This window comes from Trichocoleus sp. FACHB-591, assembly GCF_014695845.1.
Taxonomy (GTDB): Bacteria; Cyanobacteriota; Cyanobacteriia; order FACHB-46; family FACHB-46; genus Trichocoleus.
The window spans coordinates 132,033-148,246 of sequence record NZ_JACJPA010000119.1 but is presented as its reverse complement, the minus strand read 5'-3'; the positions used below and the strand labels follow the sequence as shown (position 1 = coordinate 148,246).

The 16,214-nt window shown below is 50.0% G+C and carries 15 protein-coding genes; 12 read left to right on the top strand and 3 right to left on the bottom strand.

Annotated elements, in window-relative coordinates:
* The first annotated feature begins 27 nt into the window (after positions 1–27).
* The 3 genes from H6F90_RS27620 to H6F90_RS27610 are packed head-to-tail and all read left to right on the top strand — an operon-like array spanning position 28 to position 2,389.
* Positions 28–294, top strand: a complete 267-nt coding sequence (locus tag H6F90_RS27620; protein WP_190555195.1) for a DUF2584 family protein — start codon at positions 28–30, stop codon at positions 292–294.
* Positions 295–303: 9 nt separating this feature from the next.
* Positions 304–1,356 carry a dipeptide epimerase gene (locus H6F90_RS27615; RefSeq protein WP_190555194.1) on the top strand — a complete coding sequence of 351 codons (1,053 nt, stop codon included), beginning with the start codon at positions 304–306 and terminating at the stop codon, positions 1,354–1,356.
* A complete protein-coding gene (locus H6F90_RS27610; RefSeq protein ID WP_190555193.1) occupies positions 1,340–2,389 on the top strand; it encodes a DUF1611 domain-containing protein in 1,050 nt (349 codons plus the stop codon). Before H6F90_RS27615 ends, H6F90_RS27610 begins: the two co-directional genes overlap by 17 nt.
* Before the next feature lie 16 nt (positions 2,390–2,405).
* Here the strand turns inward: H6F90_RS27610 and H6F90_RS27605 are convergent, their stop codons facing one another.
* A complete protein-coding gene (locus H6F90_RS27605; RefSeq protein ID WP_190555228.1) occupies positions 2,406–2,588 on the bottom strand; it encodes a hypothetical protein in 183 nt (60 codons plus the stop codon).
* Between the two features lie 373 nt (positions 2,589–2,961).
* Here H6F90_RS27605 and H6F90_RS27600 point away from each other — a divergent pair, with 373 nt between their 5' ends.
* From H6F90_RS27600 to H6F90_RS27590, 3 genes are all read left to right on the top strand, one after another.
* Entirely contained in the window at positions 2,962–3,861 is a 900-nt protein-coding gene (locus tag H6F90_RS27600; protein ID WP_190555192.1) for an alpha/beta fold hydrolase, read from the top strand.
* Positions 3,862–4,027: 166 nt separating this feature from the next.
* Positions 4,028–5,200 (top strand): PEP-CTERM sorting domain-containing protein, encoded by a 1,173-nt coding sequence (locus H6F90_RS27595; RefSeq protein ID WP_190555191.1) that lies wholly within the window; start codon positions 4,028–4,030, stop codon positions 5,198–5,200.
* A 220-nt stretch (positions 5,201–5,420) separates the two neighbouring features.
* Positions 5,421–6,251, top strand: a complete 831-nt coding sequence (locus H6F90_RS27590) for a hypothetical protein (RefSeq protein WP_190555190.1) — start codon at positions 5,421–5,423, stop codon at positions 6,249–6,251.
* Here the strand turns inward: H6F90_RS27590 and H6F90_RS31255 are convergent.
* Complete coding sequence (locus H6F90_RS31255; RefSeq protein WP_255525078.1) at positions 6,248–6,370, bottom strand: hypothetical protein; 123 nt, start codon at positions 6,368–6,370, stop codon at positions 6,248–6,250. The genes H6F90_RS27590 and H6F90_RS31255 overlap by 4 nt on opposite strands.
* 166 nt (positions 6,371–6,536) lie before the next feature.
* Here H6F90_RS31255 and H6F90_RS27585 point away from each other — a divergent pair, with 166 nt between their 5' ends.
* From H6F90_RS27585 to H6F90_RS27565, 5 genes are all read left to right on the top strand, one after another.
* Complete coding sequence (locus tag H6F90_RS27585) at positions 6,537–8,432, top strand: potassium transporter TrkA (protein ID WP_190555189.1); 1,896 nt, start codon at positions 6,537–6,539, stop codon at positions 8,430–8,432.
* 5 nt (positions 8,433–8,437) lie between these two features.
* Complete coding sequence (locus tag H6F90_RS27580; protein WP_190555188.1) at positions 8,438–8,599, top strand: hypothetical protein; 162 nt, start codon at positions 8,438–8,440, stop codon at positions 8,597–8,599.
* Positions 8,600–8,604: 5 nt separating this feature from the next.
* Entirely contained in the window at positions 8,605–10,149 is a 1,545-nt protein-coding gene (locus tag H6F90_RS27575) for a hypothetical protein (RefSeq protein ID WP_190555187.1), read from the top strand.
* 114 nt (positions 10,150–10,263) lie between these two features.
* Positions 10,264–13,881, top strand: coding sequence for a chromosome segregation protein SMC (gene smc / locus H6F90_RS27570; protein ID WP_199296220.1), 3,618 nt, complete (start codon positions 10,264–10,266; stop codon positions 13,879–13,881).
* A gap of 53 nt (positions 13,882–13,934) precedes the next feature.
* Positions 13,935–14,897 (top strand): PRC-barrel domain-containing protein, encoded by a 963-nt coding sequence (locus tag H6F90_RS27565; protein ID WP_190555186.1) that lies wholly within the window; start codon positions 13,935–13,937, stop codon positions 14,895–14,897.
* A 48-nt stretch (positions 14,898–14,945) separates the two neighbouring features.
* Here H6F90_RS27565 and H6F90_RS27560 read toward each other — a convergent pair whose 3' ends face one another.
* Positions 14,946–15,242: a peptidase gene (locus tag H6F90_RS27560; RefSeq protein WP_190555185.1), complete on the bottom strand. Its 297-nt coding sequence runs from the start codon at positions 15,240–15,242 to the stop codon at positions 14,946–14,948.
* Between the two features lie 126 nt (positions 15,243–15,368).
* Here H6F90_RS27560 and H6F90_RS27555 point away from each other — a divergent pair, with 126 nt between their 5' ends.
* Positions 15,369–16,118, top strand: coding sequence for a DUF561 domain-containing protein (locus H6F90_RS27555; protein ID WP_190555184.1), 750 nt, complete (start codon positions 15,369–15,371; stop codon positions 16,116–16,118).
* The last annotated feature ends 96 nt before the right edge of the window (positions 16,119–16,214 follow it).

The window sequence follows — 16,214 nt, the reverse complement described above, 5'->3', positions numbered from 1 at the left end:
TCTGTAATGGATTGAACGGTGAAAGTGATGGGAATGCCCTGTGAAGTAAACAGTATTTTGAAACTCAACTTGAATCAGGGCTATCCCGCTGAATTGGTACCGCGATCGCAACATCAAACCGTCAAGTCAGGGTATCGCATTCTGCCGATGGATGTGCCGCTACCGTTGGTGGATGAACAGTGGATGGCTTATGCGGATATTGTGATTCGTCAGCTAACCTGGGAAAACGGTGAAACGAAGCTTATGTTTGAGATTCATCGAGTCTATGAAAGCCCGTTTAATCTGAAGGGTTAGCAGCCGAAAGTGCGAATTTACGTCGAAACATTTACTGTTCACAAACGATTTCCGCTCACTATTAGCCGAGGCACAACGGCTCAAACGACAAATGTCTGGGTGCGAGTGGAAGCAGATGCCATTGAAGGCTGGGGAGAAGGGTCTCCTTTTTCAGTGGGAGAAACGCCACAAACCACAGAAGCGATCGCTCAACAGTTGCAGCAGATAACACCTGCCTTAGAACCGCTTCATCCCCTCGATCGCCAGAAAATTGAAAGTGTTTTGCAGGAAGCTCAACTTTCTTCCGCTGCTCATGCTGCGCTAGATATCGCCTTGCTAGATTGGCTGGGTCAAAAAGCGCAGTTGCCGCTGTGGCGAATATGGGGCCTCAATCGCGATCGCATTGTTCCGACCTCGGTCACAATTGGCATTAACCCGCCAGAGGTAGCTCAGCAACGAGTGAAAGATTGGTTACAGCTCACCTGTGCTAAAGCGCTAAAAGTCAAACTAGGGAGTCCCGATGGCATTGCTGCTGATCAAGCCATGTTGCTAGCTATCCGTGAAGTTGCTCCTCCCCAGGTGAAGCTCAGCATCGATGCCAATGGGGGTTGGAGCCTGACTGATGCGATCAAAATAAGCCAGTGGCTAGAGCAGCAAGGCGTGACTTATATCGAGCAACCACTGCGTCGGGGGCAAGAGCAAGACTTACCCAAACTGTACGAGCGATCGCCTTTGCCAATTTTTGTTGATGAAAGTTGTTTTACCAGTCGAGATATTCCTGCTCTCAGCGATCGCGTCCACGGCATTAATATCAAGCTGATGAAATCGGGTGGGTTAAGTGAGGCGATGCGGATGGTGCATACAGCGCGTGCTTGTGGCCTCCAGATTATGTTTGGTTGCTATTCTGACAGTGGCTTGCTGAATACTGCCGCCGCTCAGCTCTCACCTCTGGCGGATCACTTGGATCTCGATAGCCACTTGAATCTACTCGACGGTCCTTTCTCCGGTGCCAGCTTGCAGGATGGCCGCTTGCTACCCAACGATTTGCCTGGTTTAGGAGTTTACTATGCGCCTCAATCCTGAACATCGCGTCGCGATTCTGCTCCACGAGGGGATTCGCGGCTCTCAGGGAAAAACAGGGCTATCTCTACTGCGCTACAGCGATGCCAACATTGTGGCCGTGATTGATCAGCAGTGCGCTGGAGAATCTCTGCCCGATCTAACTGGCATTCAACGTTCCGCCCCCATCGTGGCATCTGTCGCTGAGGCTCTACCTTACAAACCGGATGTGTTGGCGATCGGGATTGCGCCTTCTGGTGGCATTTTGCCAGAGGCTTGGCGACAAGAAATTCAACAGGCGATCGCGGCAGGTATTTCTGTAGCGAATGGCTTGCATACTCCCTTGGCTCAAGACCCAGAACTCAAAGCTCTCCTCGGCCCAGATCAGTGGATTTGGGATATGCGCCAAGAACCCACAGGTTTAACGGTTGGTACGGGACAGGCGCGATCGCTGGATTGCTTGCGGGTGCTGCTGGTAGGCACCGACATGAGCGTGGGCAAGATGTCTACCGCCTTGGAGCTGCACCAAACGGCTTTACAGCGAGGATTACGAGCTAAATTTCTGGCGACGGGGCAGGCTGGCATGATGTTGGCAGGAGACGGCATTCCTCTTGATGCGATTCGGGTGGATTTTGCCTCTGGTGCTGTGGAACAGTTGGTACTGCGTTTGGGTGCCGACCAAGACATTGTGTTTGTGGAAGGCCAAGGTTCGTTGCTCAATCCCGCCTCTACCGCCACTTTGCCATTGTTGCGTGGCTCTCAGCCGACTCATCTGGTGCTGGTACATCGGGCAGGACAGACTCATATTCGCAACTTCGCACATGTGCTGATTCCACCCTTACCACAGGTGGTGGAGCTGTATGAAACCGTGGCAACCGCCGGAGGAGCCTTTGCGCCCGCCAAAGTGGTCGCGATCGCCCTCAACACAGCTCACTTAGATACAGCCACTGCAAAGCAGTTTATTGAGCAAACTCAACAAGAAACAGGTTTACCTTGTACTGATCCAGTACGGTTCCGCGCCGATTTATTGTTAGATGCAATTCTGGGCGATCGCTAATTTGCTAGCAATGCCGTTAATCCACCACTCGGATCAAGCCCGTCTGCAAACCATCGAAAACGCGAGTAATTTGCTGTTGGTCTTCTGTGCTCAAAGAATTTTTTGCGAGTAGTGCTGACATGAAGCGATTTTGGTCAGTACGGCTAATGCGACGGGATACCAAAATCCGATCGGCGAGTTCCTGAATTGCCATGTTCACGAAATGACCCTGATGCAGATAACGATCTGAACTATTTTCTGCGTATAAGAATATTAGATTTTTCTTAATTTTTAGCAATTTTATTCCAAGAACTTTATCTACTCAACTCAGGCTCTTAAAGCCCAAAGCCCTAGTAACTTAAGCTACCCAAAAGAGCCTTACTTTATCTAACTCCCATCCCTTCATCCTTCTTCCCTCGCCCCTCATCCTTCCTAATCCGTAGGGATCACCATTGACTCAGTCCTACAGCATCTTATAGAGTCGCGAAAGCAGGTCTAATTCTCTGCCTTTAGAAGGTGGTGCAACCGTTACAGTACCAAGCCTTTAGGCTTAAAAGTTAAGATATTTAAAGATACTTTACAGCTTCCTCACCATGCAAGTTACCCAAGCCAGCAGCATCGCTCCCGTATCTGGTCAGTATTGGCAGTGGCGGGGCCAGCCAATCTACTATGTCCGAGCGGGCGATCGCCAGCCTCACCGTCCTCCGCTGCTGTTGATTCACGGCTTCGGAGCCTCAACCTTTCATTGGCGCAAAAACGTGGTGGGGTTGAGCAACGACTTTGAAGTTTGGGCGATCGATTTGCTGGGGTTTGGGCGATCGGCAAAACCCAACATGCAATACAGTGGCGAGCTGTGGCGGAACCAAATCCACGACTTCATTACCGAGGTGATCGGCCAGCCGACCGTTTTAGGGGGGAACTCCTTGGGAGGCTATGCTGCCTTGTCTGTTGCCGCCCAACACCCCGAAGATGCCGCAGGTTTGGTTTTGTTTAACAGTGCGGGGCCTTTCAGCGATGCTCAGCCTGCACCTAAGAAAGACCCGATCCGGGAAGTGTTCGGCAGTTTTGTGCAGTCGTTATTTCAGCAACCTTGGGCCAGCTATCTCGTGTTTCAATACACCCGCCAGCGTTCTGTGGTGCGCCAAACGTTGCAGAAAGTGTATCTCGATCAAACTGCCATCACCGATGATTTGGTCGATGATATTTTGCGAGCAGCCAATGACCCTGGTGCCGCAGATGTGTTTGCGGCGGTCTTCAAAACGCCCCAAGGTGACAAGGTGGATGTCTTGCTAGGACAACTCCAGTGCCCTTTACTGATGCTCTGGGGCGAGCATGATCCTTGGATGAACGCCAGATCCCGCAGCGTCAAGTTCCGCCAGTATTACCCGCAACTAACTGAGCATTTCCTCAATGCTGGGCATTGTCCCCACGATGAAGTGCCGGATCAGGTCAACGATCTAATTCGATCCTGGATCAATTCGTTTGCAAGTTAGTTTTCAACAGTGGCGATCGCTCTTTTTGTTCTCTTTTTGTTGTAGCAGGGCGATCGCAGCATCTAGGCAGTTAACCAAAAGAGAGTGAAGAATTTATAGAAGTTCTCCTGCTGCTTCCATCCATTCCTTAATAATGAATTGACTTTGTGAATGGAGGAGTGGGTTTATGCAATGGAGAGCGATCGCGTATCAAGCTGCTACAGTGGTCAGCGCCTTGACCGCTTGGGGTTTACAACAGACCTCAGCTCAAGCTGCTTTGCTAGTAGGTAACACCGCTGGAAACAATGTTCTCATTTTCGATGAGCGCACAGGCAAGCTAGGTGGTGAATTTATTGCCGCCAGCAGTGGGGGTCTGATTAGCCCAGATGATCTCACCTTTGGCCCAGATGGCGATCTCTATGTCAGCAGTGGCAACAACTTCTCAGGGGCAATTCTGCGCTACGACGGCAAAACGGGGCAGTTTCTAGGTCGCTTTGATCAAGGAGGAACGCTCATTCGTCCCTACGGTTCTGCGTTTGGGCCAGATGGCAAGCTGTATGTCAGTAGCTTCTTAAGCGATCAAATCCTTCGGTATGACGGCAAAACAGGAGCTTTTATCGATGTGTTTGCGGTGGGAAGTGGCCAAGTCAACAGCTTGAATGGGCCTAACGATTTGCTGTTTGATGCGGCTGGTAATCTCTATGTCACCACGCAGGGTAGTGTGGCCGTTTCAGGCGATGGTGATGGCGATGGCGTTGTAGAACCCGGTGAGGTTGCAGCTAACTTCCCTGGTTTGCCTAGCCAAGTATTGCGCTTCACCAATCAGAATGGCGTGCTAGACTCCACTCCAACTGTTTTTGCTGACCAACCGCAACCGCTGCCTCTCAGTTTTGGCTTTGTTAGTTTCTTAGGACTGGCGATCGCCCCTAACGGAGATTTAGTCACTACCGATTTCGCCAATGGCATTCGCAGCTACGACTTAGCCACGGGTATGCTCAAATCAACGATTGCTACCAGCTACGCCACCTTTAACGACAACGGCCAAACCCGCAGCAGTAACTTCATTGGCAACCTCACTTTCACTCCCGACAACAAACTCTACACGGTTGGTTTTGATTTCTTAAACAACAACTTCGGAACCATCCTCCGCTACGACGGCACCACAGGCCAACCTTTACCCAGTTCTGGCAACACTAATGCAGTCTTCGTTGCCACCAACTCCAACCTCAAGCGCCCGATCGGCATCACCTACACCCCCATCAGCGTCCCTGAACCTACCAGCATAGTTGGCTTACTATCATTCGGCGTTGTAGCAACAGCGTTATCCCCCAAGCGCGATCGCAAATCTTCTAATTCTTAAAAATAACGAGGCGATCGCTCTTTTTGTCAGGAGAAGGGCGATCGCTCTCTAACTATTTGGTCAGTCTTATAAATGGTTGCCAATTCATCATTTGGGGGCTTAATAAAGCGGCAAACCTGTTTAGAACGTCTGAATCCTAGGGAACACTGTGAGCTACACGCTAGGGTATCAATCCAGATAGAACTCTAGATACTTCAGTAGGCGTAGCACTGGCAAGGTCATGCAGCAGAAAGGAACCGTTAAATATTTTCATAAGAGTGAAGGAAAGAAGGGAATAGGCTACATTACACCTAAATTTCCAATTCCTGACTATGACAAGAATGTCGTCTTTTTCGAGGGTGACTTGGAAGAGTTGGATTTCGAGTCACTGCAAAACGGTATGGAACTAGAGTTTGTCTTAGATCAGAAGCAAGACAAAAATGGAGAGATAGAATGGATCGCTCGTAACATACGCAAAAAAAAAGTCATCCAAACTCCTCCTAAGCCTGGACCTACTCCAGAACCTGCATTAAAGGTTCGCTCTCCTTCGTATAAAATCTTTTTGGAAGCATTAAGCAATTCTCTAAACTTAGTAGAAGAAATTAATGACAGTGGTGAGTTTGAGGATGCTGTCTTCTCGCTGCTAAGACTTCTTGGAATTCACTCTGTATATCAATACGACAGAAAAACACAAGCTGGAAAGGCTGATGGATTCTTTATTGTAGAGAATTTAGCTGTTATGTATGATTGCACTTTAAGAGATTCATTTGAAGAGTATAAGAAGGATCAAATCGAAAATTATATTAATAAGCTGAGTAATAAAGCTCAACTAACTATAGAGACCAGAAAAGCTGACGGAGGGCATGGATCGAAAACACTTCAAATTCTGGGTAAATCTCGCCATGTTTGGATTGTTACGCGGGGTGTCAGTCGTGAACTTTTGGTTTTTAATGACATTAGAGTTAAAGAAATAGCTATTAAAGATTTGATTGCGATCGCAATTGAGCGTTGCAAAGTACTGAATTATAATGCTGAGCATCTTTCAAGCAGATTGGTTAGCTTGGGAGATTAAGCTAGAAAAACCTTGCGGGTGACATAGGTTAGTAGCAAAGCAGCGACGTAACCTGAATTGCCACAAACGCGATAGGTAGAATTGCGATCGCTCTCACCCCCCTGGGCGTAAAGGAGCATTACAAACTCTCAAGAATTGCCCTAGCTGCGTGGAAATGAGGATGATACAGGGAATACTTTTTACACTGTTTGATCTTTTAGAGCACCTGTAACACTAGCCAGCGTCTAGTGTCTTAAGGTCAAACGTGTAAAACTCCCTCGCAGCTGTTAAGGAATCGTTATCACAATGGGCAAGACTGCCATCACAGACCGCTTGCGCTACAGATTCGACAACTTCATGTCCAGAGGTACCGTATCCCTCATTAGTGGACTGGCGTTGGTGTCTCTGGCATTTATCCTGTTGATGGCATTCCTGGTTAGCTTGAGTGGGATTGCTCCAGAGGGTGGCGGTCGCCTTAGTCTCCCCGAAGCCATCTGGGGAGTTTTGATGCGAACCTTAGACTCAGGCACCGTAGGCGGTGATACAGGTTGGGTCTTCCGCTTCGCAATGCTGTTTGTCACCTTTGGCGGCATTTTTGTGGTCAGTACCCTGATTGGTTTGCTTAGTAGTGGTATCGACACCAAGCTAGAAGACCTCCGTAAAGGGCGATCGCGGGTAATTGAGACTGACCATATTGTGATTTTGGGTTGGTCGCTTCAAGTCTTCACACTGATCTCGGAACTAGCTTTAGCTAATGCCAATCGACCGGATACCTGCATTGTCGTTTTGAGTGAAGAAGACAAGATGCAGATGGATATTGCCCTAGTTGATACGTTGGGTAAGCTGCCTCGGATTCGCCTGGTTTGTCGTACGGGTAGCCCTAGTAGCATGGCAGACCTAGGCATGGTGAGTATTCAAACCGCACGCTCCATCATTATTCTCAGCCCCCACAACCAACGGGCGGATACGCAACTCGTTAAGACTCTGCTTGCCATTACTAATATTCCGCGATCGCTGCCTCAGCCTTATCACATCGTTGCCCAAGTTCAGAATCCCAAGAGTCTGGATGTCATTAACTTGGTAGGGCAGAACGAAGTAGAGATACTGCTGACCAACGATCTAATTTCGCGCATCGTGGTGCAAACTTGTCGGCAATCAGGCTTGTCCCTTGTTTACATGGATCTGCTCGATTTCAGCGGCAACGAAATCTACTTCAGAACCGAGCCAACGCTGCAAGGACAGCCCTATGGTGAAGCGCTTCTGGCTTACAACGATTCCACGGTGATTGGGATTAAACATACTGATGGCACCATTCAGCTCAACCCCCCTGTAGAAACACCGCTCCAACCAGGTGAGCAACTCATCTTGATTAGCGAAGATGACGACACCATGCAGCTCTCTACTCACTCAGAGCCACTCATCAATGTATCAGCGATTCAGTTGAGTAATCGTCCTCCAGCTGCCGCCGAACATACCTTAATTTTGGGTTGGAACGATCGCGTCGTTGAAATCATCCAGCAGCTCGATCAATACGTTGCCCCTAGTTCTACAGTGACCGTGGCTCCTGGGTTTCCGGAAGCAGAGGTTGACCTCTCAGCGGAAACCCTCAAGTTGCAGAAACAAACGATGCAGTATCGCGCTGGAGACCCCACCGATCGTCGGGTCTTGGAGAGCCTGAACTTGACTCAATATGACCATGTCGTGGTTTTGTGCAATCCGGATCTCGATCCTGAGGAATCGGATGCCGAAACGCTTGTCAGACTACTGCACCTGCGGGATATCGCTAATCGCCACAACCACGATTTCCAAATTGTCACAGAAATTTTGGATGTACGGAACCAAGCTTTAGCTCAGGTGGCGCGGCCCGATGATTTTGTCATTAGTGAGCAGATTATCAGCCGAATGCTGGCTCAAGTGGCAGAACAAAAAAGCCTGAATGCTGTCTTTGCTGACCTCTTCAACCCAGAAGGCTCCGAGATCTACCTGAAGCCAGCGGATGACTATGTGGCGATCGCTCAACCTGTGAATTTCTACACCGTGGTTGAGGCAGCCAGACAACGAGGGGAATCGGCCATTGGTTACCGTTGCAAAGCTGATGCTAATAATGTGGCTAGAACTTACGGTGTGGTAATCAATCCCAAAAAAGACCAGCCCATCACCTTTTCGTCTCAAGACACTATCATTCTCTTAGCTGAAAGCTAAAAGCTATGCGATTAGGAGATTGGGGGCGATCGCTCTCTATAGAAACACTCGACGTAGCCACTAAATCTTGCTCACGAAAATTCACGATTGTTAGTACACCTAAACGAGAATTTTTCCGTTCTCAGAAGTTATTGGCTTGTAGCACCTACCAACTTCAAGCTCCCTAAGCTCTATGGAAACAGTTGAATACGTAGAATTGTTTTGGGATTGCCCTCATTGTGGACAACTTCATATCAGTGCTGTCTTCAACTCTCAGGGGAATCGCTGCCCCAGCTGTTTCTATTGGCGTACAGAAGCCGTAAAACTGTACGAAGCGTCAGATAGTCAGCTAATTACGGACCCCAGTTTAATCAATCGCCCGCCTTTTTGGGTTTGTAAGGTCTGTGAAGCCGTCAATGAAGATGTAGGGCTGTCTGCCGAGCTTTTACAGTGCAGTAATTGCAACAGCTATCAAATCTCTGCGGTGGGAGACATTACCGGCGATTCAGCAGCAGATCAGCAAGCCCCAAGTTTATCCGTGATTGGAGAGCTAGTACAGCGTCAGAGCGAGCCTCCTACCATTGCTCCCTCACGTTCAATGGACCACTCACCCTCCAACGGCTTTAACCCTTCAGGAAACAATAGTCGATTAGGTTGGCTAACAGCTGGAGCCCTAGGACTGACTGTAGTAAGTGGCGTTTTCTGGAATAGTGCAGTTGAGTCTGTGGGCACCAAGGACCCTACCTTGCTGAAAGTGCAGGTCACTGACTTGCAGTGGACCGTCGAGGTAGATGTGCAAACACAGAAGACATCTACTCGCCAAGGCTGGGATGAGTCGGTTCCAACCAATGCCACTATTCTCAAATCCATTCGGAAACAGCGAGGGGTAAGCCAAAAACGGCAAGGTGTGCGTACAGTCATGGTGAGCGAGCAGTACCAAAGTGGCACTCGCACCGAGACTTACTACGAACCAGAGCAATATCAGAGCGGCACTCGTACTGAGATTTATACTCAACCAGAACAATATCAAAGCGGTACTCGCACCGAGACTTATTACGACTCGGAAGAATATCAAAGCGGCACTCGTACTGAGACTTATTACGATTCGGAGCGCTACCAATCGGGTACTAAGTCGGAGTGTAAAGTCACCAGTCAAGGTAACGGGCTGGGCAAGCGAGTTTGCCATGAGATTCCGGTTTACAGTACCCGCAAAATTCCCCGCACTCGCACTATTCTGATTTATAGCACTCGCAAAATTCCCCGCACTCGTACCGTCCCAATCTTTAGCACTCGCCAAGTGAAGCATAGACGCGAAGTCCCAGTCTACAGCACTCGCCAAGTGGAGCATACGCGTGAAGTTCCAATCTTTAGCACTCGTGTCGTGCCTGTGCAAAAGCCCATTATGGCAACAGTTCCAGTGCATGACACCTGGATGACTTATCGTGTCAAAGAGTGGGTGCCCCAACAGACCCATCAGCGAGTGGGTCAGGATGCGGCTGAGCGACGTTCCATCGACATCAATCTAGTACAGTTGCCTCCTCAAAGAATTTCAGCTACTCGTGCCACTTGCCGTTTATCTGGGAGCTACCTAGTGAAAAACGGTTGGTTTCAAAAACCTGAAGCCAAATCAGGAGCATGGAATCTGCCTTGCGAGGAATACGATCGCCTGAAGTTAGGAGAGCGAGTACAGATTCGTCTCACAGATGCCAATTCAGCTCAGTTGGCGCGATCGCTGTAAGGCTCCAGGAAATTGTTGAATTTTTGACTGCTTCTGAATAGCCTCGTGCTACTCTGTTGGACATTATTGTCATCTGGTGATTGTCATCTGGTACAGTAGTTAGTAAATTTGTACTTGCTAGAAGCTTCGCTAGTGGTGTACGTCAAGCGGGTAGAACTCTCTAATTTCAAATCTTTTGGCGGCACGACCCCAGTTCCGTTGCTCCCTGGTTTTACTGTGGTTTCAGGGCCAAACGGATCGGGGAAATCTAATATTTTGGATGCGCTACTGTTTGCTCTGGGTTTGTCTAGTTCCAAGGGAATGCGGGCTGAGCGACTGCCTGACTTGGTGAACAACCAGCAAACTGCACGCGGACGCTCTACCGTTGAAGCCAGTGTAACTGTCACTTTTGATCTCGAAGACGAGCTGTCGAATCTAGCGGCTGAGAACCCGAACTCGGAGAACAAGTTTAAGCTGCAAAGTCCGGAGTCGAGTGACTGGACCGTAACGCGAAAGCTCCGGGTGACGCAGCAAGGCACCTACACTTCCAACTACTACATCAACGGAGAACCTTGCACCCTCACTGAACTGCATGAGCATCTAAATCGGCTACGGATTTACCCGGAAGGCTACAACGTGGTGCTCCAAGGGGACGTAACCAGCATCATTTCGATGAACCCCCGCGAGCGTCGCGCCATCATTGATGAGTTAGCTGGGGTGGCATCCTTCGATCGCAAGATTATTCAAGCCAAAGACAAGCTGGATGCGGTTAAAGAGCGAGAAGACCGCTTTCGCATTGTCGAAAATGAATTAGTAGTGCAGCGCGATCGCTTGGCGCAAGACCGCGTCAAAGCTGAGAAATATCAAAAATTACGGAAAGACCTGCAAGCCAAAGAACAGTGGGAAGGCGTGTTGGCTTGGCGCACGCAGCAACGGCAGGCACAGCAACTACATCAGCAAATTGAAGCAGGCGATCGCCAGACAACAGAACTGGCCGCACAACTGACTACGGTTGCGGCTGAAGTACAACAAGCCACAGCAGAATTAGAAGAACTTAACAGTCGGGTGAAAGCCTTAGGCGAGGAAGAACAACTCGCCCTCCAAGCTACCCTTGCTACCCGTGAAGCTGAGTTACGGCAACTGCAAAGACAAGAGCAAGATTTGACCAAAGCCAGTCAAGAAACGGCGGCAAATCTGACTAGAACGCAGCAGGAAATCCAGGAACATCTCAAGACCCTAGAGAACCTGGCTCAGCAGCAAACCGCAGGAACGCAAAGCCTAGCCCCTCTACAGAAAGCGCGGGATGAGGCTGAAAGTGCCTTAAATCAAAACCGCGAAGCAGCTAGTACGATCGCCTCTGCCTCTGAAGTTTGGGTGCAGCAGCAAACCAGTCTGCACCAACAAATAGATACGCTGCTGCAAACTTTGGAGCCGCAACGCACCGAACAAGCGCGGTTACGGGAACGGACGACGCAATTAGAGCGGCAGATTCAAGAACAGACTCAGTTATTGCAGTCGGTCGTTCAGGAAATAGCTGAGAAGGAAGCGATCGCCACCCAGCAGAGCGAAATCCGTGATCGCCTTGCTCAGCAGGTACAGGAGCTTTCTCAAGCCGTTGCCAATACAGAGCAAAATCTACAAATCCAAAAAGAGACCGAAACCCGCTTATTACAAGAGCAACGAGAGAAGCATCGCCGCTTGGACAAACTAGAAGCCCAAGCTCAAGCCGCCCAGGAATCTCAGGGAACCCATGCGACTCGGCTGATTCTGCAAACGGGGATGCCTGGTGTCTGTGGTCTGGTGGCGCAACTGGGTCGAGTAGAGCCACAGTATCAGTTAGCGCTAGAAACTGCGGCAGGTGGTCGCTTAGGCCAGTTAGTTGTGGAAGATGATGCTGTGGCGGCGGCTGGAATTGAGCTACTGAAGCAAAAACGCGCCGGACGAGCCACTTTCCTACCGCTCAACAAAATTCAAGCCCCTCGGATTTCCAATGCGCCTTGGGAACGGATTGGTTCCGGTTTTGTGGACTACGCCGTGAATCTGATCGAGTGCGATCCGCGCTATCTCGATGTGTTTGCCTATGTGTTTGGCTACACAATCGTCTTCGAGACTTTGAAGGATGCGCGGCGTCATTTAGGGAAGCACCGCATAGTGACGCTAGATGGCGAATTGCTAGAAGTTAGTGGTGCGATGAGCGGGGGCAGTAGCGATAGCCGTTATGCGATCCATTTCGGTAAGGCTGATCCTATGGAATCGGCGGAAATTATAGAGCTGAAAAAACGCTTACAAGAGATCGATCGCATCCTCAACCGTTGCACCAATGAGATCGCCAAAGCCTCAGTTGCCGTGAAGCAGCGATCGCAAGAACTAATTGAAGCTCGCCAAGCCCACCGGGAAAACCAACTGCAAGTCGAGCAATTGCAAAAAGAATTAAAGAGCCTTGCACAACAGCGATCGCAACTGGAAACCCAGCTTCAGCAAAACTCTCAAGAGTTAACCACAGCTCAAACACGGCTACAAACTCTAGAAACTGACATTCCCACCCAAGAAGTACAACTGCAAATATGGCGGCAAACCTTGGCTGAGTTAGAGCAATCACAGACGCATAGTGAGTGGCAACAAATCCAGGTGGCAATCCGCGCTCAAGAAGCCCAATTGCATGAGCGAGAGTTAGCGTTGCGTGCTGCGGAACAGCGACTCAAAGATTTGGAAAATCAACAACAACGTTTGCAAGAAAAAGTACAGCAAGGCCAAACCCGCCTGCAAGAGTATCGCACTCAGCAAACGACCCAAGTAAATCAGCAAGCTGGCCTAAGCGAACAACAAGCCGCGCTCCAGCGACAGATTGCCCAAAGCCAAGCTGAACTCGCGACCCTAGAGAAAACGTTGGGGGTTTCTAAACAAGCCCGCGATCGCCTAGAGCGACAACTGCGCGAACGACAAACCGCTCAACAACAACTAGAGTGGCAGCGGCAAAAACTGCAAGAAACCCTCCTCGCCCAGCGGCAACAGTTGGCAGAACTTCAGCAACAGCTCACCGAACAACAAGCAGACCTGCCCGATCCATTACCTGAACTGCCGGAAAATCTAGGTTTAGAGCAATTACAGCAGGAGTTGCGATCGCTGCAAAAGCGGATTCAGGCAATGGAGCCTGTCAACATGCTGGCTCTAGAAGAGTACGATCGCACTCAAGCTCGCTTGGAAGAACTAACGCAAAAGCTCACCATTCTGGAAGAAGAACGCACCGAGCTGTTATTGCGGATTGAGAACTTCACTACCCTACGACAACGAGCCTTCAAAGAAGCGTTCGATGCGGTGAATGCGAATTTCCAAGTGATCTTTGCCGAACTCTCCGATGGCGACGGGCATTTGCAACTGGATGATCACCAAGATCCATTTAATAGTGGCTTAAATCTAGTTGCACACCCGAAAGGCAAACCTGTGCAACGACTCGCCTCGATGTCTGGGGGTGAAAAATCTCTGACAGCCCTCAGTTTCATCTTTGCTCTACAACGTTATCGTCCCTCGCCGTTCTATGCCTTCGACGAGGTGGACATGTTCTTGGATGGAGCAAACGTGGAGCGATTAGCTAGAATGATTAGGCAACAGGCCCAACAAGCGCAGTTTATTGTGGTGAGTCTTCGCCGTCCTATGATTGAGTCTGCTGAGCGCACGATTGGCGTTACCCAAGCTCGTGGGGCGCATACTCAAGTTATAGGCATTAAACTAGAGCCTCAAAGTGCCTCGGTATGATTTAGTAATATTGATACTTAATAGCTAGGATTCACGATCAGGACTCGGACATAATGACATCTGACAAAATCTGGCAACGCTCCGATCTCCTTGGCACTCAAGTGATTACCCGCGATACCGGTAAGCGTTTGGGAGTCGTCAGTCAGTTGTGGGTTGACGTGGATCGGCGCGAAGTCGTCGCGCTCGGCCTCCGGGAAAACCTGCTTTCCGGCGTCCTAGGTAACATGCCTCAGTTTATGAGCTTGAGCAGCATTCGTCAGATTGGCGATGTGGCCCTGGTCGATAACGACACCGTCCTTGATGACATCAATATTGACGGCTATAGCACCCTGATCAACAGTGAAGTGATTACAGAAACGGGTGAAATGCTGGGTCGGGTACGCGGTTTCCGCTTCAACGTTGAGGATGGCAAAGTTTATTCCCTGATTATTGCCACCTTAGGAGTGCCGCTGATTCCTGACCAAGTCGTTAGTACCTACGAGTTGCCGATTGAAGAAATTGTCAGCAGTGGTCCCGATCGCCTGATTGTGTTTGAAGGAGCAGAAGAACGGGTGACTCAGCTCACCGTGGGTCTGCTAGAGCGCATCGGCATTGGTCGTGCCCCCTGGGAGCGCGAAGAAGAGGAAGATTACATTCTGCCCACTACTCCCGCCGAAAACCAGTTGGGTAGTGGCGTGCGGATTCCCACGATGCAGCAACCGCTGCGGACGCCTCAGCCTGTAGTGGAAGAAGCTTGGAGTGAAGATGACTGGGGAAGTCAACCCGCTCCGAAGCAACTGCGCCAGCAACGCCAAGTCGAGCCTGCTTACTACGACGAAGAGGACAACTGGAGCGAAGCCACCGATCGCGATCGCTATACCTCCAGCTATGACGATGACTACGAAGATGATTTTGCGGGCACCTACGAAGAAGAGCTAGTAGAAGATGCCTGGGCCGATGACAAGCCCTACAAGCCTCAAAAGCTAAACATTCCTGAGAAGACCAAAGCGCCTGAGTACGAAGAAGAAGGATTCTAAGCCCTCGCTCCTTTTTCTCCTCAATTTATGAATGAAATGCCAAGGAAGCTAGCGATCGCTGGCTTCTTTTTGTGTGCGCCGTTTGGAAAACAAACTGCTCATGGGTAAGCCTGTTGCCAGCAACCCTAACAACCCCAAACCGTTCAGAATCGGGTAAATGCCGCCTAAACGAAAAATCTCACCGTTATGCAGACTGAGAATAGTTGGCGCGATCGCTCCTTGCTGAAACCATTCCACCAAGATCGTGTACGCCATCCCTGTTAGCACCGTCAGGAGCAGGGGCAAAGCCGAAACCAAAGCAATTTTGCGGTGATATTGCCGCACCAAACGATTTAAGCGATTCATAGAGTAGCTCCTGCCCTATAGGGTGGGAATATTCAGCCTGCTTGTAATGTAACTTTCAGCAGGGACTAGTATCCAGCTACTAGGAATGCCAAAATGATCCATACGTTTTTTACCTTGAGATGGATCATGACCATTCTTCCCACGCTACAAAGCGCTTTCGAGCAAGGCCGTGCGCTCAAAATTATCAGCGGTTTGCATAATTTTGATGCACAGAACGTTTTAGCAGTGGCTAAAGCGGCTGAGCTAGGTGGCGCGACGTTCGTTGATATCGCTGCTGATCCTGAACTCGTGCGCCAAGTGCGTCAAGCTATCAGTCTGCCGATCTGCGTTTCTGCGGTAGAACCTGAGCAATTTGTAGCCGCAGTTGAGGCAGGTGCTGACTTAATTGAAATTGGCAACTTTGATAGCTTCTACGCTCAAGGTCGTCGCTTTGAAGCAGAGGAAGTGTTGGCTTTGACTAAAGCGACCCGGGCGCTTCTGCCTCACATCACTTTGTCTGTCACCGTTCCCCACATTCTGCCCCTCGACCAACAAGTGCAGTTGGCAGAAGAATTGGTGAAAGCTGGCGCAGACATCATCCAGACCGAAGGCGGCACCAGCAGCGCTCCTGCTCACCCTGGCACCTTGGGCTTGATCGAGAAAGCAGCTCCCACCCTGGCAGCCGCCGCAGAAATTTCTCGTGCGGTTAGCGTGCCTGTTCTCTGTGCCTCTGGTTTGTCTAGCGTCACCGCACCTCTGGCGATCGCGGCTGGGGCGGCTGGTGTTGGTGTGGGTTCTGCGGTGAACCAACTCAACAGCGAAGTTGCCATGATTGCAGTCGTTCGCAGCTTGGTAGAAGCACTAGCGACTGTGAGTCGCGCTCAAGTAACTGTGTAAGCGCGATCGCAACTTATCCTTAAAAATCGTAGCCAGAGAGGAGTATCTGCAAACTTCTTCTCTGGCTATGTTTTTGAAGGCGATCGCCCCTTGCGT

Coding starts and splice junctions, on each gene's coding strand:
- H6F90_RS27555 (WP_190555184.1), top strand. CDS start 15,369: ATGACCATTCTTCCCACGCTACAAAGCGCTTTCGAGCAAGGCCGTGCG.
- H6F90_RS27565 (WP_190555186.1), top strand. CDS start 13,935: ATGACATCTGACAAAATCTGGCAACGCTCCGATCTCCTTGGCACTCAA.
- H6F90_RS27600 (WP_190555192.1), top strand. CDS start 2,962: ATGCAAGTTACCCAAGCCAGCAGCATCGCTCCCGTATCTGGTCAGTAT.
- H6F90_RS27590 (WP_190555190.1), top strand. CDS start 5,421: ATGCAGCAGAAAGGAACCGTTAAATATTTTCATAAGAGTGAAGGAAAG.
- H6F90_RS27585 (WP_190555189.1), top strand. CDS start 6,537: ATGGGCAAGACTGCCATCACAGACCGCTTGCGCTACAGATTCGACAAC.
- H6F90_RS27580 (WP_190555188.1), top strand. CDS start 8,438: ATGCGATTAGGAGATTGGGGGCGATCGCTCTCTATAGAAACACTCGAC.
- H6F90_RS27575 (WP_190555187.1), top strand. CDS start 8,605: ATGGAAACAGTTGAATACGTAGAATTGTTTTGGGATTGCCCTCATTGT.
- H6F90_RS31255 (WP_255525078.1), bottom strand. CDS start 6,370: ATGCTCCTTTACGCCCAGGGGGGTGAGAGCGATCGCAATTCTACCTAT.
- H6F90_RS27595 (WP_190555191.1), top strand. CDS start 4,028: ATGCAATGGAGAGCGATCGCGTATCAAGCTGCTACAGTGGTCAGCGCC.
- H6F90_RS27560 (WP_190555185.1), bottom strand. CDS start 15,242: ATGAATCGCTTAAATCGTTTGGTGCGGCAATATCACCGCAAAATTGCT.
- H6F90_RS27620 (WP_190555195.1), top strand. CDS start 28: ATGGGAATGCCCTGTGAAGTAAACAGTATTTTGAAACTCAACTTGAAT.
- H6F90_RS27610 (WP_190555193.1), top strand. CDS start 1,340: ATGCGCCTCAATCCTGAACATCGCGTCGCGATTCTGCTCCACGAGGGG.